Source organism: Rhizobium sp. CBN3, assembly GCF_030518245.1.
Taxonomy (GTDB): domain Bacteria; phylum Pseudomonadota; class Alphaproteobacteria; order Rhizobiales; family Rhizobiaceae; genus Rhizobium; species Rhizobium aethiopicum_A.
Genome location: NZ_JAULSE010000021.1, coordinates 57,140 through 79,473, shown reverse-complemented (window position 1 = coordinate 79,473; position 22,334 = coordinate 57,140). Strand labels below are relative to the sequence as shown.

At 59.8% G+C, this 22,334-nt stretch carries 22 protein-coding genes; 9 read left to right on the top strand and 13 right to left on the bottom strand.

All coding sequences use genetic code 11. The features are described 5' to 3' along the window. Positions 1 to 180 (bottom strand): acetyl-coenzyme A synthetase N-terminal domain-containing protein (locus tag QWJ46_RS24995; protein ID WP_302754437.1); only part of this gene is annotated, 180 nt, incomplete at its 3' end. Positions 181 to 410: 230 nt separating this feature from the next. On the opposite strand from QWJ46_RS24995, the gene QWJ46_RS24990 reads away from it, so the two are divergent. After that, positions 411 to 1,112, top strand: coding sequence for a DUF1013 domain-containing protein (locus QWJ46_RS24990; protein ID WP_097601297.1), 702 nt, complete (start codon positions 411 to 413; stop codon positions 1,110 to 1,112). A 122-nt stretch (positions 1,113 to 1,234) separates the two neighbouring features. Here QWJ46_RS24990 and QWJ46_RS24985 read toward each other — a convergent pair whose 3' ends face one another. Together QWJ46_RS24985 and QWJ46_RS24980 are read right to left on the bottom strand one after the other, a co-directional pair. Continuing rightward, a complete protein-coding gene (locus QWJ46_RS24985; RefSeq protein WP_302754433.1) occupies positions 1,235 to 3,145 on the bottom strand; it encodes a propionyl-CoA synthetase in 1,911 nt (636 codons plus the stop codon). 81 nt (positions 3,146 to 3,226) lie between these two features. Next, positions 3,227 to 3,886, bottom strand: a complete 660-nt coding sequence (locus tag QWJ46_RS24980) for a YggS family pyridoxal phosphate-dependent enzyme (protein ID WP_302754432.1) — start codon at positions 3,884 to 3,886, stop codon at positions 3,227 to 3,229. A gap of 201 nt (positions 3,887 to 4,087) precedes the next feature. On the opposite strand from QWJ46_RS24980, the gene leuS reads away from it, so the two are divergent. The 3 genes from leuS to holA are packed head-to-tail and all read left to right on the top strand — an operon-like array spanning position 4,088 to position 8,280. Next, positions 4,088 to 6,718, top strand: coding sequence for a leucine--tRNA ligase (gene leuS / locus QWJ46_RS24975; RefSeq protein ID WP_302754431.1), 2,631 nt, complete (start codon positions 4,088 to 4,090; stop codon positions 6,716 to 6,718). Next, positions 6,708 to 7,229 (top strand): LPS assembly lipoprotein LptE, encoded by a 522-nt coding sequence (lptE, locus tag QWJ46_RS24970; RefSeq protein ID WP_302754430.1) that lies wholly within the window; start codon positions 6,708 to 6,710, stop codon positions 7,227 to 7,229. The genes leuS and lptE overlap by 11 nt, the downstream gene beginning before the upstream one ends. A gap of 10 nt (positions 7,230 to 7,239) precedes the next feature. Further along, entirely contained in the window at positions 7,240 to 8,280 is a 1,041-nt protein-coding gene (gene holA, locus QWJ46_RS24965) for a DNA polymerase III subunit delta (RefSeq protein ID WP_302754429.1), read from the top strand. Here holA and QWJ46_RS24960 read toward each other — a convergent pair whose 3' ends face one another. From QWJ46_RS24960 to hemE, 8 genes are all read right to left on the bottom strand, one after another. After that, the gene (locus QWJ46_RS24960) at positions 8,281 to 9,162 is read right to left on the bottom strand and encodes a ParB/RepB/Spo0J family partition protein (RefSeq protein WP_302754428.1); all 882 of its coding nucleotides are present in this window, start codon (positions 9,160 to 9,162) and stop codon (positions 8,281 to 8,283) included. It abuts the gene before it with no gap. 31 nt (positions 9,163 to 9,193) lie between these two features. After that, positions 9,194 to 9,988: a ParA family protein gene (locus QWJ46_RS24955; RefSeq protein WP_184454458.1), complete on the bottom strand. Its 795-nt coding sequence runs from the start codon at positions 9,986 to 9,988 to the stop codon at positions 9,194 to 9,196. Between the two features lie 19 nt (positions 9,989 to 10,007). Further along, a complete protein-coding gene (gene rsmG / locus QWJ46_RS24950) occupies positions 10,008 to 10,625 on the bottom strand; it encodes a 16S rRNA (guanine(527)-N(7))-methyltransferase RsmG (RefSeq protein ID WP_184454456.1) in 618 nt (205 codons plus the stop codon). A gap of 24 nt (positions 10,626 to 10,649) precedes the next feature. After that, a complete protein-coding gene (gene mnmG, locus QWJ46_RS24945) occupies positions 10,650 to 12,527 on the bottom strand; it encodes a tRNA uridine-5-carboxymethylaminomethyl(34) synthesis enzyme MnmG (protein ID WP_302754426.1) in 1,878 nt (625 codons plus the stop codon). A gap of 70 nt (positions 12,528 to 12,597) precedes the next feature. After that, the gene (mnmE, locus tag QWJ46_RS24940; RefSeq protein ID WP_302754440.1) at positions 12,598 to 13,917 is read right to left on the bottom strand and encodes a tRNA uridine-5-carboxymethylaminomethyl(34) synthesis GTPase MnmE; all 1,320 of its coding nucleotides are present in this window, start codon (positions 13,915 to 13,917) and stop codon (positions 12,598 to 12,600) included. A 101-nt stretch (positions 13,918 to 14,018) separates the two neighbouring features. Beyond that, positions 14,019 to 15,284: a transcription termination factor Rho gene (rho, locus tag QWJ46_RS24935; RefSeq protein WP_088391233.1), complete on the bottom strand. Its 1,266-nt coding sequence runs from the start codon at positions 15,282 to 15,284 to the stop codon at positions 14,019 to 14,021. 200 nt (positions 15,285 to 15,484) lie between these two features. Next, entirely contained in the window at positions 15,485 to 16,021 is a 537-nt protein-coding gene (gene hemJ, locus QWJ46_RS24930; protein WP_302754438.1) for a protoporphyrinogen oxidase HemJ, read from the bottom strand. Positions 16,022 to 16,023: 2 nt separating this feature from the next. Next, entirely contained in the window at positions 16,024 to 17,067 is a 1,044-nt protein-coding gene (gene hemE / locus QWJ46_RS24925) for a uroporphyrinogen decarboxylase (protein ID WP_302754423.1), read from the bottom strand. Positions 17,068 to 17,467: 400 nt separating this feature from the next. On the opposite strand from hemE, the gene QWJ46_RS24920 reads away from it, so the two are divergent. From QWJ46_RS24920 to dnaQ, 5 genes are read left to right on the top strand one after another with little or no spacing between them, the layout of a single operon-like run. Next, entirely contained in the window at positions 17,468 to 18,289 is an 822-nt protein-coding gene (locus QWJ46_RS24920) for a pyruvate, water dikinase regulatory protein (protein ID WP_184454446.1), read from the top strand. A 31-nt stretch (positions 18,290 to 18,320) separates the two neighbouring features. Continuing rightward, entirely contained in the window at positions 18,321 to 18,920 is a 600-nt protein-coding gene (locus QWJ46_RS24915; protein WP_302754422.1) for a Maf-like protein, read from the top strand. Beyond that, positions 18,913 to 19,770 carry a shikimate dehydrogenase gene (locus tag QWJ46_RS24910; RefSeq protein ID WP_302754421.1) on the top strand — a complete coding sequence of 286 codons (858 nt, stop codon included), beginning with the start codon at positions 18,913 to 18,915 and terminating at the stop codon, positions 19,768 to 19,770. Before QWJ46_RS24915 ends, QWJ46_RS24910 begins: the two co-directional genes overlap by 8 nt. Then, positions 19,770 to 20,381: a dephospho-CoA kinase gene (gene coaE / locus QWJ46_RS24905; RefSeq protein ID WP_302754420.1), complete on the top strand. Its 612-nt coding sequence runs from the start codon at positions 19,770 to 19,772 to the stop codon at positions 20,379 to 20,381. The genes QWJ46_RS24910 and coaE overlap by 1 nt, the downstream gene beginning before the upstream one ends. Further along, the gene (gene dnaQ / locus QWJ46_RS24900; protein WP_184454438.1) at positions 20,374 to 21,096 is read left to right on the top strand and encodes a DNA polymerase III subunit epsilon; all 723 of its coding nucleotides are present in this window, start codon (positions 20,374 to 20,376) and stop codon (positions 21,094 to 21,096) included. Before coaE ends, dnaQ begins: the two co-directional genes overlap by 8 nt. Positions 21,097 to 21,148: 52 nt before the next feature. On the opposite strand, the gene secB is transcribed toward dnaQ, so the two are convergent. Next, complete coding sequence (gene secB / locus QWJ46_RS24895) at positions 21,149 to 21,631, bottom strand: protein-export chaperone SecB (protein ID WP_184454436.1); 483 nt, start codon at positions 21,629 to 21,631, stop codon at positions 21,149 to 21,151. A gap of 101 nt (positions 21,632 to 21,732) precedes the next feature. Next, positions 21,733 to 22,239 carry an FxsA family protein gene (locus QWJ46_RS24890; protein WP_302754419.1) on the bottom strand — a complete coding sequence of 169 codons (507 nt, stop codon included), beginning with the start codon at positions 22,237 to 22,239 and terminating at the stop codon, positions 21,733 to 21,735. Positions 22,240 to 22,334: the final 95 nt, after the last annotated feature.

The window sequence follows — 22,334 nt, the reverse complement described above, 5'->3', positions numbered from 1 at the left end:
GGTAAAGGAGGTGTTCTTGACCTTGGTATAAGGTTTGAACCAGTCGATCCGCTTGCCGTGCTTGCCCCAGAATTTGTCCGGGTTTTCAATGCTTTCCTCGTACCATTTCAGGTACTTATCCTTATCGATCAGGGCGCGCGCCTTCACCGGCTTCGTGACCGGATAGATCTTCTCCGACATGGAACTCCTCCTCATGGGACATGCGACGGACCGCGAGCTATACAGGGCCCGAACTTCAAATCACGGCAATTCATAGCAGTTCGCATCGTTACGGCAATTAGACAAAGGTCATTTCATTTCGGAAGAATTGCAATTCTGCGACAGTCCGGTTATATAGCGGCATATTTCCCGGACATTGTGGTGACAATCCACGGACCGCGACCGGCGCGGACGATAGAAGGACTATATCCATGGCTCAAACATTGCTCATGCCGAAGGCGACTGCCATCTGGCTTGTCGACAACACGGCGCTGTCTTTCGATCAGATCGCGCAGTTCTGCAAACTGCACCCGCTCGAAGTCAAGGCGATTGCCGACGGCGAAGCCGCGCAGGGCATCAAGGGCCTCGACCCGATCTCGACGGGACAGCTCTCCCGTGATGAGATCGCCCGTGCTGAAGCCAACCCGAACCACAAGCTGAAGCTTTCCGAACCGAAGGTGCGCGTGCCGGAATCCAAGCGCCGCGGTCCGCGTTATACGCCGGTCTCCAAGCGTCAGGACCGCCCGAACGCCATTCTCTGGCTCGTCCGCAACCATCCGGAGCTGAAGGACGCGCAGATTTCCCGGCTCGTCGGCACGACGAAATCGACGATCGAGCAGATCCGCGAGCGCACCCATTGGAACTCCGCCAACCTGGCGCCGATGGATCCGGTCACGCTCGGCCTCTGCAGCCAGATCGACCTCGACATGGAAGTGGAAAAGGCCGCCAAGGGTCGTCCCCTGCCGACCGCCGCCGAGCTGGGCGCAACGCTGCAATCGGCGCAGGAGACCGAGCGCCTGACCCCGAGCTACGAGCGCGAAGAGGAAAAGGAAATCGACGCCGACGCCGTTTTCCGCAAGCTGAGCTCGCTGCGCTCGGCCCCGAAGGACGAAGACGAGGACGAGCAGTACTGAGATATCAGCCTTCTCATGCAAAAACCCCGCCGAAAAGGCGGGGTTTTTCATTGGCGTTGCTGTAGAGCATCTCACACAAGGCCGAGCAATATGCTGACCTTCCGGCAGCCTTCCCGCTGATTTCACATCGGCAGGGAGCCAAAACCACGCTTTCGCAGTGCCTCTGCGATCTCTTCCAATATCGCCGGATCATCGATGGTTGCCGGCATTTTCCAGGGTATGCCGTCAGCGATCTTCTGCATGGTTCCGCGTAGGATTTTGCCGGAGCGCGTTTTCGGCAATCGGTTAACGGTGATGGCCGTTTTGAAGGCCGCGACCGGGCCGATCGACTGGCGGATCATCGCCACGACCTCCGATTCGATCGCCGGCGTTTCACGGGAAACATCGCGTTTCAGCACCAGGAAACCACATGGAACCTGGCCCTTCACCGCATCGGTCACGCCGATGACCGCGCACTCGGCGACATCGGGATGGCGCGCGCAGACCTCCTCCATCGCCCCGGTGGAAAGCCGGTGACCAGCGCAATTGATGATGTCATCAGTGCGCGACATGACGAAAAGATAACCGTCCTCGTCGACACAGCCGGCATCGGCGGTCTTGTAGTAGCCAGGAAATTCATCGAGGTAAGCCGACCGGAAGCGATCGTCGGCCTTCCAGAGGGTCGGCAGGCAACCCGGCGGCAAGGGCAGCTTTATGACGATATTGCCGAGCGTTCCCGCCTCGACCGGGTGACCGGCATCGTCGAGCACCGCGATGTCATAACCGGGCATCGGCAATGTCGGTGAGCCATGCTTGACGGGGAGGGCGCCAAGACCAAGCGGATTGGCGGCGATCGGCCAGCCGGTCTCCGTCTGCCACCAGTGATCGATGACCGGCACGCCGAACATGCGCTCCGCCCATTTCAGCGTTTCAGGGTCCGCCCTCTCGCCGGCCAGAAACAGCGCCCGGAAATCCGGCATTGGATATTGGCGCAGCAGTTCGCCCTCGCCATCCTCCCGCCGGATGGCGCGGAATGCAGTCGGCGCCGTAAAGAGCACACGCACCCTATATTCCGAGACGATCCGCCAGAAGACGCCGGCATCCGGGGTGCCGACCGGCTTTCCCTCGTAGATCAGCGTGGTCACGCCCGCGATCAGCGGTGCATAGACGATATAGGAATGGCCGACGACCCAGCCGATATCGGACGCCGTCCAACAGACTTCGCCGGGCCTGAGGCCGTAGATATTCCGCATCGACCAGTTGAGGGCGACCATATGGCCGCCGTTGTCGCGCACCACGCCCTTCGGCTGGCCTGTCGTGCCGGAGGTGTAGAGGATGTAGAGCGGATCAGTCGACTTGACGGGAACACAGGCCACCTCCGCGCCGCGATGGCGCGCCACCGCCACCTCGAAATCCTGGTCGCGGCCACCGGCGAGTTCTGCCTGAAGCTGCGGCCGCTGCAGCACCAGGCAGCGCTCGGGCTTCATCCGCGCAAACTCGATCGCCTGATCGACCAGCGGCTTATAGGCGACGGTGCGGCCGGGCTCGAGGCCGCAGCTGGCGGTGATCACCAGCTTGGCGCCGCTGTCGTCGATGCGCGCCGCAAGCTCGCTGGCGGCAAAGCCGCCGAAAACGACCGAATGAACCGCACCGATGCGAGCGCAGGCGAGCATGGCAAACACCGCCTCCGGCACCATCGGCATATAGAGGATCACGCGGTCGCCCTTCCCGATGCCGATCTCGAGCAGTGTTGCTGCGATCGCCTTCACCTCGCCGAGCGCCTCGTCATAGGTGAAACGGCGTTTCTCGCCGGTCATGGCGCTGTCGAACAGGATCGCCGTCTCGCCGCCGCGCCCGGCCGCGACATGCCGATCCAGGCAATTGTAGCAAGTATTGGTCTCAGCCTCTGAAAACCAGCGGCCATAGACGCCTTCATCGGGTGAAAAGATCCGCTCCGGAGGCTTGAACCAGTCGATATCGGCGGCGGCTTCGCGCCAGAAGCCTTCGGGATCCTGTTTCCAGGCCGCATAGATCTGATGATAGCCGTTTTGCATCTGCTCCTCCCCAGGACATGCAAGCCTCGATATCAATTTAGGCTGGGCCTGGGAGGACGGAAAGCCCGACGAAAGCAGGTATCAGCGCGCGCCGAAAATCGCCGATCCGACGCGTACGCTGGTGGCGCCGAAGGCGATCGCCGTCTCATAATCGCCCGACATGCCCATGGAGAGTTTTTCGACGCCGCATTTCAGTGCGAGCTTTGCGAGCAGGGCGAAATGCGGCCCCGGATTTTCGTCTGCCGGCGGAATGCACATCAGCCCGTCGATGGACAGGCCGAGCTGATCGCGGCAGAGGGCGACGAAACCAGGCGTATCCTCGGGAGCGATGCCGGCCTTCTGCGGTTCCAGCCCGGTATTGACCTGGACGTAGAGCCGCGGCGTCCTGCCTTGCCGCTTCATCTCTTCGGCAAGGGCGCGGGCGATCTTTTCGCGGTCCACCGTTTCAATGACGTCAAAAAGCCCGACAGCATCCGCCGCCTTATTCGATTGCAGCGGCCCGATCAGGTGCAGTTCGATATCAGGGTACTCGGCTTTCAGATCAGGCCATTTGCCCTGGCTTTCCTGCACCCGGTTCTCGCCGAACACCCGCTGCCCGGCCTCGATGGCCGGGCGGATCGCATCCGCCTCGAACGTCTTCGATACGGCGACGAGCTGAACGGAACCAGCCGGACGGCCTGCCTGGCGTTCCCCAGCCGCGACCCGCGACCGCACGTCATTCAACCGCTCTTGAAGGTCCATCGTTCTGCCTCGACATATCAGCGTGAAAAGATTTGGCAATGAACTAGCCAGCCATTCCGTGCTTGCCAAGACCCGCGCTGGTGAAATCGCTTCGGCGGCATGAAGATCGGACGCTTGCAACGCCTGCAAAACTTGACGCTACGGTGGTTTCATGGTGAAGGTCTCGACCAACTCCCCTGATTTTCCGGAATTTTGAATACCATGGCCACCGAACGTTATAATCCGCGCGATGCCGAGCCCCGCTGGCAGCAAAAATGGAACGAAGACAAGGTCTTCGAGACCGACAATTCGGATCCGCGCGAAAAATATTATGTTCTCGAAATGTTCCCATACCCCTCGGGGCGCATTCATATGGGCCATGTCCGCAACTACGCCATGGGCGACGTGGTCGCCCGCTACAAGCGTGCCCGCGGCTATAACGTTCTGCATCCGATGGGCTGGGACGCCTTCGGCATGCCGGCGGAAAATGCCGCCATGGAGCGCGGCGTGCATCCCGCTTCCTGGACTTACCAGAACATCGCTTCGATGAAGGCGCAGCTGAAGGCCATGGGACTTTCGCTGGACTGGAGCCGCGAATTCGCCACCTGCGACGTCGACTATTACCAGCACCAGCAGCATCTGTTCCTGGACTTCCTGGAAAAGGGCCTGGTCTACCGCAAGCAGTCGAAGGTGAACTGGGACCCGGTCGACAATACCGTTCTTGCCAACGAACAGGTGATCGACGGCCGCGGCTGGCGTTCCGGCGCACTGGTCGAACAGCGCGAACTGACGCAATGGTTCTTCAAGATCACCGATTTCAGCCAAGACCTGCTGGATGCGCTGGATACGCTCGACCAGTGGCCGGAAAAAGTGCGCCTGATGCAGAAGAACTGGATCGGCCGTTCTGAAGGCCTGACGGTCCGCTGGGAGATCGTGCCGGAAACGGCGCCTGCCGGCGAGACCGAAATCACGGTCTACACGACACGGCCGGACACCTTGTTCGGCGCTTCCTTCCTGGCGATCTCCGCCGATCATCCGCTGGCCAAGGATGCGGCCGCCAAGAATGTTGAGATCGAAGCCTTCTGCGAGGAGTGCCGGCGCGCCGGCACCTCTCTCGCTGCGCTCGAGACCGCCGAAAAGAAGGGCATGGATACCGGCATCCGCGTCAGGCATCCGCTCGATCCCTCCTGGGAACTGCCGGTCTACATCGCCAATTTCGTTCTGATGGATTACGGCACGGGGGCGATCTTCGGCTGCCCGTCGGGGGACCAGCGCGACCTTGATTTTGCCCGGAAATATGGCCTGCCGGTTGTGCCGGTCGTCATGCCGAGGGGTGGTGACGCCGCAAGTTTTTCCGTCGGCGACACCGCCTATGACGGCGACGGCGTGATGATCAATTCGCGTTTCCTCGACGGCAAGACGACGGAAGAAGCCTTCAATATCGTCGCCGACCGGTTGTCGGCGGCTTCCCTCGGCAATGCGCCGCAGGGCGAGAGGATGATCAATTTCCGCCTGCGCGACTGGGGCATTTCGCGCCAGCGCTATTGGGGCTGCCCGATCCCGGTCATCCATTGCGACGCCTGCGGCGTTATGCCGGTGCCGAAGAAGGATCTGCCGGTCAAGCTGCCGGAGGATGTAACCTTCGACCAGCCCGGCAATCCGCTCGACCGCCATCCGACCTGGCGTCACGTCGCCTGCCCGAACTGCGGCAAGGACGCTCGCCGCGAGACGGATACGATGGACACCTTCGTCGATTCAAGTTGGTATTTCACCCGCTTTACCGCGCCATGGGAAGCCAAGCCGACCGATCCTGAGGCGGCTAATCGCTGGCTGCCGGTCGACCAATATATCGGCGGCATCGAGCATGCGATCCTGCATCTGCTCTATTCCCGTTTCTTCACCCGCGCCATGCGCGAGACCGGCCATGTCGCCGCCACCGAACCCTTCAAGGGCCTTTTCACCCAGGGTATGGTGGTCCATGAGACCTACAGCCGCGGCTCCGGCGCCAGCCGGGAATGGGTGGCGCCGGCCGATATCCGCATGGAGGAGGTCGACGGCAAACGCCATGCCTTCCTGCTGGCGTCAGGCGAAGAAATCGCCATCGGCTCGATCGAGAAGATGTCGAAATCGAAGAAGAACGTTGTCGATCCCGACGATATCATCGCCTCCTATGGCGCCGATACCGCCCGTTTCTTCGTTCTGTCCGATTCGCCGCCGGAGCGCGATGTCATCTGGTCGGAAGCCGGCGTCGAAGGCGCCCATCGCTTCACTCAGCGCCTGTGGCGGTTGATTTCCGAAGCGGCCGACGGCCTGTCGACCGTTGCCCCCGCACCGGCAAGCGAAGGGGAGGCTCTGGCAGTCTCGCAGGCGGCGCACAAGACGCTGAAGGCTGTTCAGAACGACTACGACAAGCTTTGGTTCAACAAGGCCGTCGCCCGCATCTATGAGCTCGTCAATGCGCTCGCCGCGCCACTGACGAAGGTTGCGGCGGGTGAAGGCGACATCGCCTATCGTGCCGCCGTGCGTGACGCTGCCGAGATCCTGATCCAGCTCGTTGCACCGATGACGCCGCATCTTGCCGAGGAATGCTGGGCGACGCTTGGCAATGCCGGGCTGCTCGCCCGCACGGACTGGCCGCGTTACGTGGAAGCGCTGGTCATGGAAAATGACGTCGTTCTGCCCGTGCAGATCAACGGCAAGAAGCGCGCTGAATTGACAATTTCTCGCGATGCAGATCAGAATGCCGTCACCAACGCCGTGCTGGAACTGGATGCGGTGAAGAACGTGCTGAACGGTCAGGCGCCGAAGAAGATCATCGTGGTTCCCCAAAGGATTGTGAACATTGTCGTCTGATATCTCCCGCAGGCTGGCTCGCAATGCCGGCATCGCCATGATCCTTGCTGCCTCGGCCTTTCTTTCGGCCTGCCAGGTTCGGCCGCTCTATTCGGAGAACTCGGGTGTCGTCGAAAAGCTGTCCTCGGTCGGCTTTTCCGATGCAGCCAGTCGCGTCGAGCAGCAGGTGCGCAATCACCTGATCTTCCTGGCATCGCGAGGCGCCGGCGAAGCGGTAAATCCACAATATCACGTCCAAATGCGCGCTACCTCGAGCGTCGCCGATACGCTGCTGCGGCAATCCGGCGATACATCGCGCGCCGGTCGCGTCACCGTCACCGTCACCTATACGCTGAGCGCCGTAGCCGACGGTCACGTGATCAAAGCCGGCAGCCGCCAGACGACGGCTCTGGTGGATTTCTCCGAACAGGAATTCGCCAAGCAAAGGGCGATCCGCGATGCCGAAAACCGTGCGGCCGATCAGGCGGCGGAATTCGTAGGAGCCGATCTCGCCGCTGCCTTCAGCCGCTGAGGGCGGGCAGGTGGCTGAAATCAAGTCCCATGAGTTCGAGACTTTCCTGCAGAAATCGGCCGGGAACTATCGGATTTTCGTCGTTTACGGGCCGGATCGGGGTCTGGTTTCCGAACGTGCCGGCCAGATCGCCGGCAAGACCGGTGTCGCGCTCGACGATCCTTTCTCCCTGACCAAACTCGATATCGGCGATCTGCAGAAGGATCCCGGTCGCCTGGTTGACGAGGCTCAGTCCATCGGGCTGTTCGGCGGCGAGAAACTCATCTGGATTCGCGGTGCAGCCAACGAAAAATACCTCGTCGACTCGCTGGCGGTGCTGGCTGAAAAACCGCTCGAAGCCGCTTACCTGATCGTCGAGGCCGGCGATCTGAAAAAAGGATCCCTGCTCCGCAAGATGGCGGAAGCCGCACGATCCGTCATGACGATCCCCTCCTACGCCGACGATAGCCGGGCTCTGAACGGCTTGATCGACGCTGAACTCGGGGCGGAGAAGCTTGGCATTACCCCGGCAGCCCGTCAGGCGCTGATCGCACTGATCGGCGGTGATCGCATTGCTTCTCGTAACGAAGTGCGCAAGCTCGCCCTTTATTGCAGCGGACTCAATACGGTCGAGGAACATCACGTTGCCGAAATAATTGGTGACGCCAGCGCGATCTCCGTTGATGACGCCGTCGATGCCATTCTCAGCGGTGATCTCAACGGTTTCCTGCATGCCATGCAAAAGATCAGCAGTTCAAAAACCGCGATCTTTCTGGTGCTGCAGGCCTGCCTGAAGCAGTTCCAGCTTCTGGACATGATGCGCGCTGAAATGGAAGAAAAGCGTGTGCAGGCGCCTCAAGTCATGCAGACGATGGGTCGGCATCTGCATTTTCGCCGCAAGCCAATCATCGAGCAGGCACTCCGTCACTGGTCGGCGGACAACATTGCGCGTGAATCCAATCGCCTGCAGGCGGCGATCCTCCAGAGCCGACGGCGGCAGGTGCTGGAAGACAGTGTTGCGATGCAAACACTTCTCTCCACCACCCTTCAATCCGGTCGCAAATCCGGGTGATCATCGCCTTTCCAGCAGGCGGCAGATTTCCTCGAGCTGTTCCAGCGACTTATAGGAAATTTTGATCTGGCCGCCACCGTTCTTGTGATTGATTGAAACCTCAAGGCCGAGCGCATCGGAAAGCGTCCGCTCCAGCGCCAGCGTATCCGAATCCTTCTGATCGCCACGGAGGGCCGGCTGCTGCGGCTCCGATTGCGCCTTGATATTGTTCTGCGCCAACTTCTCGGCATCACGCACCGACATGCCCTTGGCGACAATGGTGCGGGCAAGGCTTGCCGGGTCGGGCGTCGACACAAGCGCGCGGGCATGGCCGGCGGAAAGGCTGCCGGCGGCGAGAAGATCGCGAACCGGATCGGGCAATTTCAGCAAACGCAACGAGTTGGCGACGTGACTCCGGCTTTTACCGATGATCTCGCCAAGATCATTTTGGGTGTAGCCATATTCGGCGATCAGCTGCTCATAGCCCAATGCCTCTTCGAGAGGATTGAGATCCGCTCGCTGCACGTTTTCGACGATCGCAATCTCAAGCGCGGTCTTGTCGTCAACGTCGCGAATAATGACGGGAATTTCGATCAGGCCGGCGAGCTGAGCTGCCCGCCAGCGCCGTTCGCCGGCAATGATTTCATATCTGTCTTGCGACATCGTCCGCACCACGATCGGCTGAACGATACCGTGCTGACGGATGGAACTCGCAAGATCGTGCAGTTCGGTGTCATCGAAGAAACGACGCGGATTGCGCGGGTTGCGGCTGACGAATTCGATCGGAATCATCCGGTCGGCGCTGACGGTGCGTTCAGCTTCGACCGGAACAGGCTGATCCATTTCACCAATCAGTGCTGCAAGGCCGCGACCCAGTCGTCTTTTCGAGACATCGTCATTCATAATCTACACTCACCTCATTCCGGAAATGATCTTACGCGGCCAGTCTCTGGCGCTCACGCTGAATGACCTCGGAGGCCAGTTGCAGATAGGCCTGGCTACCCGCGCATTTCAGATCATAGAGAATAGCGGGCTTGCCGTAGGACGGCGCCTCGGACACCCGGACGTTACGGGGAATTAACGTATGATAAACCTTTTCCCCGAGATGCGTCCGCACATCATTGACCACCTGCTGGGCCAAATTGTTACGCGCATCGAACATCGTCAAGACGATGCCCTGGATATCCAGCCGCGGATTTACTGTCCGACGAACCTGACTGACGGTCTCGAGCAGCTGGCTCAGCCCCTCCAGCGCAAAAAATTCGCATTGCAGCGGCACCAGCACCGAATGGGCGGCCGCCATGGCATTCATCGTCAGCAAATTGAAAGAGGGCGGGCAATCCAGAAGAATATAGGAGAATGCCATAGCCTCGGGAGAGGACAGTGCCTTCCGCAATTTGAACACCCGATCGCTCTGCTGCGAGATTTCCATCTCGATGCCAAGCAGATCCATGGTCGAAGGAACGATGAAGAGGTTGGGAACGGCTGTTTCCAGCGTCACGTCGCGGATCCCGCGGTCACCGACCATCAGGTCATAGGAGGAGAGCTTGCGGTCGCGGCGGTCGATACCGAGGCCGGTGCTGGCATTGCCCTGCGGATCCAGATCGACGATCAGGACACGCTCGCCGATAGCGGCCAGCGCCGTTGCCAGATTGATTGCAGTGGTCGTCTTGCCAACGCCACCTTTCTGATTTGCGATGGTTATTATCCGATGTCGTTCGCCAGCCATTGCTGCAATATCCGATCTGTTAAACCAAGCGCCGGAGGTTCGATACTTCCAAAATAACGGATTCCTGCTCAACGACGCTCTCATGTTCTATCAGATCGAATTCCCACCGACCACGGGCTTCGGCGATTTCCCTCAGGTAATCCCGGCCTTTGTGAAAAAACCCCCGGCAATTTTCCTTGCCAAGCATCCAGGGGGCTGAATAGCCGATCAACCCATCAAGATCGGCCAGGGCTCGCGCTGAAATCGCCTCGCAATCGCCGATCTCGCCAGGGGCGTCTTCGATTCGAATGGCATGTACGCTCCCCCGTGCATTCGTCTCCCGCAGCGCCGTTCGCAGAAACGCTGCCTTTTTATGGTTGCTTTCGACAAGATGCACCCATCCCTCCTGCAGCTCTGCCAGGAAGATTGCGGTAATCACACCGGGAAAGCCGCCACCGCTGCCGAGATCGACCCAGGTGACGGGCCGAGGGCAGATCTGAAAAATCTGACTGCTATCAGCAATATGGCGGTGCCACAGCGCATCGACCGTCGATGGCGCCACCAGATTGATCGTTTTTGCCCATTTCTGAAACAGCGTCGCGAAATGTTGAAGTCGTTCCTGTGTTTCACGTGAAACACGCAACCCGTTCAATTCCATTCTGAAAGACTCTCACATCTTGTATCAGGCGCGTTGGCGTTCAAATCCGCGCTGCCGACGCAGGTGCACGAGCAGCAGCGCAATGGCAGCAGGGGTCATGCCCTCGACAATCGCTGCCTGGGCAACGTTGAACGGGCGAGCAACACTGAGCTTCGCCTTGAGCTCGTTCGAAAGCCCCGAGAGCGCGTCATAATTAAAATCGGCCGGTATCCGCCGCTCCTCGTCGCGTTGTTGATCGGCGATCGCAGCCGCCTGCCGATCAAGGTAGACCGAGTAACCTGCCTCGATCTCCAACGCCTCCGCGACCTTTGGCCGGAGCCTACCCAGTTCCTCCGGCCAAACCTGTCGAAGTGCGGCGAAATCATAGGCCGGGTAAGACAAGAGATCGTAGGCCGTCCGGCGCTGGCCATCGAGGTTAATGTTCAAGCCCGCCCGTCGCGCCTCATTGGGCGTCACCGTCAGCGCCATCAGCTGGGCGCGCCCAGCGTCAATCTCGGCCTGATACCTATTGAATCGCTCGGCGCGCTCGGCGCTCACACATCCAAGCTCCATAGCCAGCGGTGTCAGCCGCACATCGGCGTTGTCGGCACGCAAAGTCAGGCGGTACTCCGCACGCGAGGTAAACATTCGATACGGTTCCGTAACGCCGCGCGACGTGAGGTCGTCGATCATCACGCCGATATAGGAGCTTGTGCGGCTCAAATGGAACGGGTCCGAATCGGAACTGCGTAGCGCAGCATTCAGTCCAGCTGCCAGTCCCTGGGCCGCTGCCTCCTCATAACCGGTGGTGCCATTGATCTGGCCCGCGAGAAACAGACCTCTCAGTCGCTTGACCTCAAGCGATGGGGTAAGCTCTCTTGGATCGACATGGTCATATTCGATGGCATAACCCGGCTGCAGTATCCTCGCCGATTCGAGTCCCGGAATGGTCTTGATAAAGGCGGCTTGAACTTCGGCCGGCAGCGACGTTGAAATGCCGTTCGGATAAACCGTGTCGTCATCCAGTCCTTCGGGTTCCAGAAAGACCTGATGTCCGTCGCGCTCCCCGAATTTCACCAGCTTATCTTCGATGGACGGGCAGTAACGCGGCCCGACGCCTTCGATCTGCCCGGAATACATCGCCGAACGCTTGATATTGTCGACAATGATGCGGTGTGTCGCCTCGGTGGTCCTGGTAACGCCGCATTCGACCTGCCGCGTGGTGATGGTGTCGGTCATGAAGGAGAAAGGCACAAGCTCCTCATCCGCACCCTGTCGGCCGACGGACTGCCAGTCGATCGTCTTACCATCCAGCCGGGCCGGCGTTCCGGTCTTTAACCGTCCCAGCCGCAGCCCCAACCGCGCCAGGGTGGCGGACAGGCCGATCGACGGAGCTTCGCCGACGCGACCGGCCGGCGTCTTTTCAGAGCCGATATGAATAAGACCGCGCAGGAAGGTGCCGGTTGTCAAGACCACGGCCGGCGCCTGCAGCCGTCGGCCGTCTTTCATGATGACGCCAGCAACACGGCCATCGATCACATCGAGATCGAATGCGTCGCCCTCGATAATGTCCAAGCCTGGCGTCGCTTCGATTGCAGCGAGCATCGCCAGCCGGTAAAGCTTTCGATCTGCCTGGGTCCGTGGACCCCGCACGGCCGCACCCTTTTTGCGGTTCAGCATTCTGAACTGGATGCCGGCAACATCGGCAACGCGGCCCATCAGGCCATCCATCGCGTCGATCTCACGAACCAGATGTCCTTTGCCGAGCCCGCCGATCGCCGGATTGCAGGACATGATCCCGATCGTGTCTCGTCTGTGGGTAACGAGCGCAGTTTTCGCTCCGAGGCGCGCAGCCGCACTGGCCGCCTCAGTCCCTGCATGGCCGCCGCCGATGACGATCACATCATAGCCACTATCGGTCATATCAAAACTCCAAAACAGCCGGGTTTCTCGTGAACCTGGGGGCGCGCCGCCGGAAAAGGTTTCACGTGAATCACTTGCCGATGCAAAACTCCGAGAAGATCACGTCGAGCAACTGTTCGACGTCCACCCGCCCGGTAATTCTCCCCAGGTATTCAGCCGCAAGCCGAAGCTGCTCGGTGCGCAGTTCAAGATCTGCGTCAATCTCCGAGATTGCCGCGTCGAGCGCTGCCAAACATTTCGTCAGCGAATCCTTATGCCGCTGTCGGCTGGGGATGGCCAGAGACAGGCCACTGAAACGCTCGGCGACAACGCGCCCGATCAGCTGACGCAACTCCGACAGGCCGTCACCGGTCAGCGTCGAAATCTCCAGATCATAGCGATCCGAACCAGTCTCAACGAGATCCTTCTTCGTTCCGACAGTAACATGGGGCAAAGTCTGCTCCAAGTCACCGGGGATCGTCGGATTGCTCATGTCGACCAGCAGCAGCGCAAGATCGGCATCACGAAGCGCAACATGCGCGCGCCGCACGCCCTCCATTTCCACCCGGTCGTCCGCCTGGCGCAGACCGGCGGTGTCATAGAGTTTGACAAGATAACCGTCAATATCGAGATCAACCTGCAGCACATCACGGGTCGTTCCGGCAATGTCGGTGACGATTGCGACGTCACGCCGGGCCAGAGCGTTCAGCAGGCTCGATTTTCCGGCATTCGGAGCGCCGGCGATCACCACTTTAAAGCCGTCCCTGATGATTTCGCCCGCCGAGGACGCTTTGAGATGAAGGCCGATATCGTCGCGAAGCCGCGTCATGTCGGTCCAGACCATATCCGAGACGGACCCCGGAACGTCGTCTTCGTCGGGAAAATCAAGCTCCGCCTCGATCAAGGCCCGAGCCCGGGTTAATCGTTCCGCCCACGAATCGTAAATTGCCGAGACACCGCCGGCACTCTGCTCCACGGCAAGACGGCGCTGCATTTCGGTTTCGGCGCCGATCAGGTCGGCGAGCCCCTCGATCTCGACAAGATCAAGCTTGCCGTTTTCGAAGGCCCGCCGCGAAAACTCGCCCTCATTGGCCATACGAACACCTGGAATATCGCCAAGTTCGGAGAACAATGCTGCCAGCACGGCCTTACTGCCGTGGACCTGCAACTCGGCCACATCCTCGCCGGTAAAGGAGTATGGGGCGGGGAAAAATAGCACTAAGCCGTTGTCGATCGGTTGGTTGTTACGAGTCCGAATCGTTCGGTAGGAAGCCGTTCGGGCAGCCGGTGCCGACCCCGCCAGCCGGATCAATATATCTCTGGTCAGCGGACCGCTGATGCGGACGACCGAAACACCTGCGGGCGGAGCGCCGCTCGAAAGCGCATAGATGGTATCATTCAACATGGCCATGCGTCCGGTTTTCAGTTCGAGTCCCACTCGATTCCCTTAAACAAAAAGCTGGCGACATCGAGACGATGCGCCAGCTCTTATAGGAGGAATCCGGCTAAGGATCAGGTGTTCATCGACTCGAAGAAGTCCGAATTGTTCTTCGTCTGTTTGAGTTTATCGATCAGGAATTCGATCGCATCGGTGGTACCCATCGGCGCCAGAATACGACGCAGAACGAAGATCTTCTGCAGGTCCTGGCGTGGAACAAGAAGGTCTTCCTTGCGTGTGCCGGACTTCAGAATGTCCATCGCCGGGAAGATGCGCTTGTCGGCAACCTTGCGGTCAAGGACGATTTCGGAGTTGCCGGTACCCTTGAATTCTTCAAAGATGACTTCGTCCATGCGGCTGCCGGTATCGATCAACGCGGTCGCGATGATCGTCAGAGAACCGCCTTCCTCGATGTTGCGCGCGGCGCCGAAGAAGCGCTTCGGCCGCTGCAGCGCGTTGGCATCGACGCCGCCCGTCAGAACCTTGCCGGAGGAGGGAACGACCGTGTTATAGGCGCGGCCGAGGCGCGTAATCGAATCGAGCAGGATGACGACGTCGCGCCCGTGCTCGACCAGACGCTTTGCTTTTTCGATGACCATTTCGGCCACCTGGACGTGACGCACTGCCGGCTCGTCAAAGGTCGAGGAGATAACCTCGCCGCGAACCGAGCGCTGCATGTCGGTCACTTCCTCGGGACGCTCGTCGATCAGGAGGACGATGAGGTAACATTCCGGATGATTGGCCGTGATTGAATGCGCGATGTTCTGGAGAAGCACGGTCTTACCGGTGCGCGGCGGCGCGACGATCAGTCCGCGTTGGCCCTTGCCAAGCGGCGCCACCAGGTCGATCACACGCGGCGACAGATCCTTGGAGGTCGGGATCTCGAGTTCCATCTTGAAGCGCTCATTCGGATAGAGCGGCGTCAGGTTGTCGAAATGTACCTTGTGACGAATCTTTTCCGGATCGTCGAAATTGATGGTGTTGACCTTGAGCAGCGCGAAATAACGCTCGCCTTCCTTTGGCCCGCGGATCGGTCCCTCGACCGTGTCGCCGGTTTTCAGCGAGAAACGGCGGATCTGCGACGGCGAGATGTAGATGTCGTCGGGACCGGGCAGGTAGTTTGCATTCGCCGAACGCAGGAAGCCGAAACCGTCCTGCAGCACCTCGACGACCCCTTCGCCGATGATTTCCACATCCTGGCTGGCAAGCATTTTGAGGATCGCAAACATCAGCTCCTGCTTGCGCATCGTGCTTGCATTCTCGACCTCGAGCGATTCGGCGAAAGCCAGAAGATCCGTCGGGGATTTGCTCTTAAGTTCCTGAAGCTTCATTTCAGCCATGAAGTGACCAATACTCTTTTCAATTTCGAAGGGGAAAGGCGATGTTGGGTCGTATTCGGTACTGCGAAAGGGGCTCGCAGACGACTGAAATCTACACACATGCCACGTAGATGAGATGCGCGGAAAATAGCGACTCGTTATCGCCGCCGCAAGGGGGCTGCTTAAAATGAAGCAAATTTAACCTGAGGGAGGATTTGTCCTCAGAATGGCTTCACCACCACGAGGATCACGATCGCGATCATCAGCACTGTCGGCGCCTCGTTCATGAACCGCCAGTAGCGCGCAGAACGGCGGTTTTCGTCCCGCTCGAACGCGCGCACGGCGCTGCTGAAGAACATATGGATCGCGGTCAGCAGCACCACCAGGCCGATCTTTGCATGCAGCCAGCCGCCCTGGAACCCGTAGACCGACCAGGCGAGATAGAGACCGAAGATCCAGGTCAGCATCATCGCCGGCGTCATGATGATGCGAAGCAGCCGGCGCTCCATCACCTTGAAGGTTTCCGACTGCACCGAGCCTGGTTCGGCGTCGGTATGATAGATGAACAACCGCGGCATATAGAACAATCCTGCCATCCAGGAGATGACCGCGATGATATGAAGCGCCTTGATCCAGAGATAGAGATTATCGGGATTCCAGGCGAAAAGCGCAACCGCCATCAGCGCGAAGAAGACGAGCGCAAAATGCGCGCGGCGCCGGGCGTAAGCGCCGGCTCTGCGGTCCGTCTGTTTTTCCATCGTCACGGCTGTGGCACCCGTGAGCCCCGCACCCGCTCGACCAGCAAACGCACATGTTCGGGGTCGGCTTGCGGCGTGATGCCGTGGCCGAGGTTGAAGATCAGCGGTCCATTGCCGAGATGATGCAGAATATCGTCGATACCCTCTTCCAGGGCCCGGCCGCCGGCAACGACGCGCATCGGATCGAGATTGCCCTGAACCGGACCATCCTTCTGAAGTTCGGCGGCAAAGGCCAACGGGACGGACCAGTCGAGACCGATCGCATCCGCTCCGGTCTTCTGACGATAGGTTTTCAGCTGGTAGCCTGCACCCTTGGCGAAGGCGATGATGCGCGCCTGCGGCCGCCGCGCTTTGATCGAAGCGATCATCCGTGCAACCGGCTTGACGGCGAAGGCGTCGAACTCTTTCTCGCCGAGAACACCCGCCCAGGAATCGAAGATCTGCACGGCATCGGCGCCGGCGTCGATCTGCGCCACCAGATAATCGGCCGAAACGTCGGCAAGCAGCATCAGCAGATGCTCGAAGGCGCGAGGATGTTTGTAGGCGAAGAGACGGGCAGGGGCCTGATCCGGGGTGCCGTGGCCGGCGATCATATAGGTCGCAACCGTCCAAGGCGCGCCGCAGAAACCGAGCAGAGTCGTCTCTTCAGGCAATTCCTGCCGCAACCGCCGAACCGTTTCCAGAACCGGTCCGAGATAATCGACAACGTCGTCGCCGTTCAATCTGCCGATGCCCGCTTCATCGATCGGATCCATCTCCGGTCCATGGCCTTCAGTGAAACGAACATTCCGCTTCATCGCGTCGGGAATGACGAGAATGTCGGAAAACAGGATCGCTGCATCGAAGCCGTAGCGGCGGATCGGCTGCAACGTCACTTCAACGGCGTGATCGGGCGTGTAGCAGAGATCGAGGAAGCTTCCGGCGTTTGCCCGGGTCTCCCTGTATTCCGGCAGATAGCGTCCTGCCTGTCTCATCAGCCAGAGAGGAGGAGGGAAGACGCTTTCGCCGTCGAGAACCCTCATGATCTTTCGCCGCCTATCGCTCAAGCGCGTCTTCCCTATAAAAAATCAAAGATATTTTAAAAGGTTTCTATTTCTTAGAGTCGGTGTCTATCAAGGATTAAAATCCATCCACCGCCGATGCCATTTGTCGCGTGTTCGAAGAGGAACTCGAAAGAATTTCTCCGTTCCTGTCAAATTCCGGGGAGAATCCGAATCCGAAAGCGATTCCAGATCCTTGCCGGGGGACGCGTTTTTTCGTGCCTGTGGATAGGCTGTGGGCTGGTGGACGACAAGCCGATTTCATCCCCAGCCTCCACAGGAGCGGTCGAAACCCGTCCGGAAAATTCGAAATGTGGATAAGCAGGCATGTTTTCCCTTGCCCGAGGCAGCCTCGCCGCCTTAGCTCTCCATCATCCAGTCTTTTCAACAGGCAGCGGAAAATAACGTGGAGAACAGAACGAACTTCTTTCATCTACACCTGATTTCTGACTCGACCGGAGAGACTCTCATCTCCGCCGGCCGCGCCGCTTCGGCGCAGTTCAGATCCGCTCAGCCGATCGAGCATGTCTATCCGCTGATCCGCAATCGCAAACAGCTGCTGCCGGTTCTGCAGGCAATCGATGACGCGCCCGGGATCGTGCTCTACACCATTGTCGACCGCGATCTGGCGAACCTGATCGACGAGCGCTGCGTCGAGATGGGTGTCGCCTCGGTCAACGTGCTTGAGCCGGTCATGAATGCGTTCCAGATCTATCTTGGCGCCCCGTCCCGCCGCCGTGTCGGAGCCCAGCATGTGATGAATGCCGGTTACTTCGCGCGCATCGAGGCGTTGAACTTCACCATGGATCATGACGACGGCCAGATGCCGGATGATTACAACGATGCCGATGTCGTCATCATCGGCATCAGCCGGACATCGAAGACGCCGACCAGCATCTATCTCGCCAATCGCGGCATCAAGACGGCGAACATCCCGATCGTCTACGGCGTACCCTTGCCGGAGAACCTGCTCGCGGCAACAAAACCGCTGATCGTCTGCCTGATCGCCACTACCGACCGGATTTCCCAGGTCCGAGAAAATCGTGTGCTCGGGACGACCCAAGGTTTCGACCGCGAGCACTATACCGATCGAGCCACGATCTCCGAGGAGCTGAAATATGCCCGCTCCCTCTGCGCCCGCCACGGATGGCCGCTGATCGATGTTACTCGCCGCTCGATCGAGGAAACGGCGGCTGCCATTGTTGCCCTCCGCCCAAAGCTGCGCTAAGCGCTGACGAAAAGCCGGGAGTGGAGAATCCATGACACCGAAACTCATCCTTGCATCGTCGAGCCCTTTTCGGCGGATGCTGATGGAAAATGCCGGTCTCTCCTTTGAGGCACATCCCGCAGAGATCGACGAAAGGGCGGTTGAAGCGCCGCTGGAAAAAGCCGGTGCGAAGCCGGATACCGTCGCCTGCATCCTGGCCAAGGCTAAAGCCGAAGACGTCAGCGCCCGTTTTCCCGAGAGTCTCGTCATCGGTTCGGATCAGACGATGTCGCTCGGCGACCGCGTTTTCCACAAACCGAAGGATATGGCCGATGCAGCGAACCACCTTCGCGCCCTGTCGGGCACGACCCACCGGCTGAACAGCGCCATCGCGATCGTCCACGACGGCGCCGTCCTGTGGGAGCATGTCGGCCATGCCGAACTGACGATGCGACCCTTGACGGAAGATTTCATCGCCAGGCACCTGGTGCGGGTGGGTGACCGGGCGCTTTCCAGCGTCGGCGCCTATCAGCTGGAAGGCGAGGGCCTTCAACTCTTCGAGAAGATCGAGGGCGACTATTTCACCATACTCGGGCTGCCGATGCTTCCGCTCCTGGGAAAATTGCGAGAATTCGGGGCGATCGATGGATGATTCACGTGAAACACTGGGGCCGAATGCGTTTGTCACGGGCTTTCCCGTCAGGCATTCGCGCTCGCCGCTGATCCATGGATACTGGCTGAAGACGCTTGGCCTGCCGGGCAGCTACCGCGCCCACGAGGTGGCGCCCGATGCCTTTGCCGATTTCATTGCCTCGCTGAAGGACGGCAGTTCCGGTTTTATCGGAGGCAATGTCACCATCCCCCACAAGGAACTTGCCTTCCGGCTCGCCGACAAACCGGACGATCTGGCGCACGAGCTCGGCGTCTCGAATACGCTCTGGTTGGAGAATGGCCTCCTGCATGCCACCAATACCGACGGCCGCGGCTTCACCGCCAATCTCGACGAGCGCCATCCCGGCTGGGACCGTCATGACACGGCCGTGGTCTTCGGTGCCGGCGGCGCAAGCCGGGCGATCATTCAGGCGGTCCGCGATCGTGGCTTTAAGGAGATCCACGTCGTCAACCGCACCGTCGAACGCGCACGAGAGCTGTCCGATCGCTTCGGGCCGAGAGTTCGAGCCCATCCGGTGGGCGCGCTTGCCGAAGTCATGCATGGCGCCGGCCTCTTCATCAACACGACCTCGCTCGGCATGGATGGCGAAGCGGCGCCGTTGATCGATTTTGCGCCGCTTGCAGCGGATGCCGTCGTCACCGATATCGTCTACGTCCCCTTGAAGACACCGATCTTGAGGCAGGCGGAACAGCAGGGACGGCCGATCGTCGATGGTCTCGGCATGCTGCTGCACCAGGCTGTTCCCGGTTTCGAAAAATGGTTCGGCAAGCGCCCCGTTGTCGACGCGGCGTTGCGCGCTCTGATCGTTGCTGACATGGAAGTCCACTGATGCTGAAGATCGGACTCACCGGCTCAATCGGAATGGGAAAATCGACGGTCGGCAAACTCTTTGCCGAAGCCGGAATCCCCTTGAACGACTCCGACGCCGTTGTCCATGACCTCTACGCCGGCGAGGCAGCGCCGCTGGTGAATGCCGCTTTTCCCGGCACGATGAAGGATGGAGCAGTCGACCGGCATGAGCTGGGCCGCCAGCTCACGCTTGATCCCGAAGGCTTTAAACGCCTCGAAGCGATCGTCCATCCGCTGGTTCGCAAACGGGAAATGGAATTTCTGGCGCGACAGCAGGCAGACGGCGCTGAAATGGTTCTGCTCGATATTCCGCTGCTCTTCGAAACCGGCGCCTGGGAAAGAGTGGATGTGATCGTCGTCGTCAGCACCGATCCACAGATGCAGCGTCAGAGGGTGCTTGCGCGCGACGACATGACCGAGGAAAAATTCGACATGATTCTCTCTCGCCAGACGCCGGATGCGGAAAAACGACGCCGCGCCGATTATCTGGTCGACACCAGCCACAGCATTGCCGAGACGAGGACGCAGGTGCTTGAGATCATCGCCGAGCTGAAGAAGCGGATTGCCAAGGGAGATTTCCGGAATGCGTGAGATCATCTTCGATACGGAAACCACCGGCCTCGATAACCGCGCCGACCGTATCATCGAAATCGGCGGCATCGAACTCTTCAACCATTTTCCGACCGGCAACACGCTGCATATCTACATCAACCCGGGAGACCAGAAGGTCCATCCGGATGCGCTCGCGGTACACGGCATTACCGATGAATTCCTGAAGGACAAAAAGCCTTTCGCCGCGGTTGCCGACGAAATCCTCGCCTTCTTCGGCGACGGCAAGTGGATCGCTCATAACGCGACCTTCGATATGGGCTTTATCAACGCCGAATTCGCGCGCATCGGTTTGCCGCCAATCCTGCCGGACAAGGTCATCGATACGCTGTCGATGGCGCGGCGCAAGCACCCGATGGGACCGAATTCGCTCGACGCGCTCTGCCGGCGTTACGGCATCGACAACTCGCATCGTACCAAACACGGCGCGCTGCTCGACTCCGAACTATTGGCCGAAGTTTATATCGAGATGATCGGCGGCAGACAGGCAGCGTTCGGCCTGAGCATATCGGGTCAACCCGGCCAGGCGGCCCGCGGTGACATGGCGATGGAAGACGATATGGCGTTTGCAGCGACGCTCGAACGCCCTCGTCCGCTTGGCTCCCGCCTCAGCCAGTCTGAAGCGCAGGCGCATGAGGCGCTGGTCGCCAAACTCGGCGAAAAGGGCATCTGGGCGAAATACGCCAGCCCGAATTGAAAATGCCCGGGACCGGCCCGGGCATCCGCATGTCAGAATCAAAAGAATTCGATCAGTTCGGAACGGCCTGAACCTTGGCGCGGGCCTGTTCTTCGGCAACGCGCTGAGCGAACATCTGCGTGAAGTCGATCGGGTCGATCATCAGCGGCGGGAAACCGCCATTGCGGGTCACGTCGGCGATGATCTGACGGGCGAAGGGGAAGAGCATACGCGGGCACTCGATGAAGAGAACCGGCAGCATGTGCTCCTGCGGGAAACCGGCGACGCGGAAGACGCCGCCATAGACGAGTTCCGTATGGAACACCGTCTTGTCGCCGTCCTTGGCTTCGGCATTCAGCGACAGCACGACATCGAAATCCGTGTCGGAAAGCGGGTTGGCGTTGACGTTCACATTGATGTTGATCGTCGGAGCCTTGTCGCGGGCCTGCAGCGAACGCGGCGCACCCGGATTTTCGAAGGAGAGGTCCTTGGTATATTGCGCAAGGATCGAAAGAGTGGGGTTCGTCGCACCGTTGCTGTTGGTATCGTCTGCCATTGGCTTTTCCTCGAAGGGCATGGGAATGGTGCCGCCATCTAACATTTCGGGGAGGGGCTTACAACCCTGGGCGCAAGCCGCACCCGATCGCCGGCAAGACCTCAGTCACCGAGATGTTTGCCGGACCATGGCGAGTTCCGGTCCGGTTCCCTATGATAGTCCTCCTCGTCCAGATCGACCACCTTTGAATTGGGGTTGCGATCGCGGAAATCGGCTTTTGGGCCGTCGGAAAAGCCGCCTTTGGCGTTGACGACGACAAAGCGTTTGGCGATCGACCGCCAGACGAAATCGCGCACCGGCGGAATGAGAATGAGGATGGCGATGATATCCGTGAGGAAACCGGGAATGATCAGGAGCAGCGCGGCAATGACCGTCATCGCCGGCCTCAGCAGATCGCGTCCGGGCATCACGCCGTTCCGTCCTTCGCTCGACATCCGGCGCAGGATACCGATCCCTTGCCGGCGCAGCAGGACCACGCCGAGAGCGAAGCTCGCCATGACGAGCGCAAGGGTCAGCGCCAGGCCGATCGCCCGGCCGACGACGACGAAGCCGGCAATTTCGCCAAGCGGCAGCAACAGAATGAAAGCCGGCAGAATTGAAAAACGCATGGTTGTCATGTCCCGGGCTTTGCCGGTCTCCTCGTGGCGCTGGCGAAGATGCCAGCCATGATTTGAATCATCTGTATAGGCGGACTATATGGGAG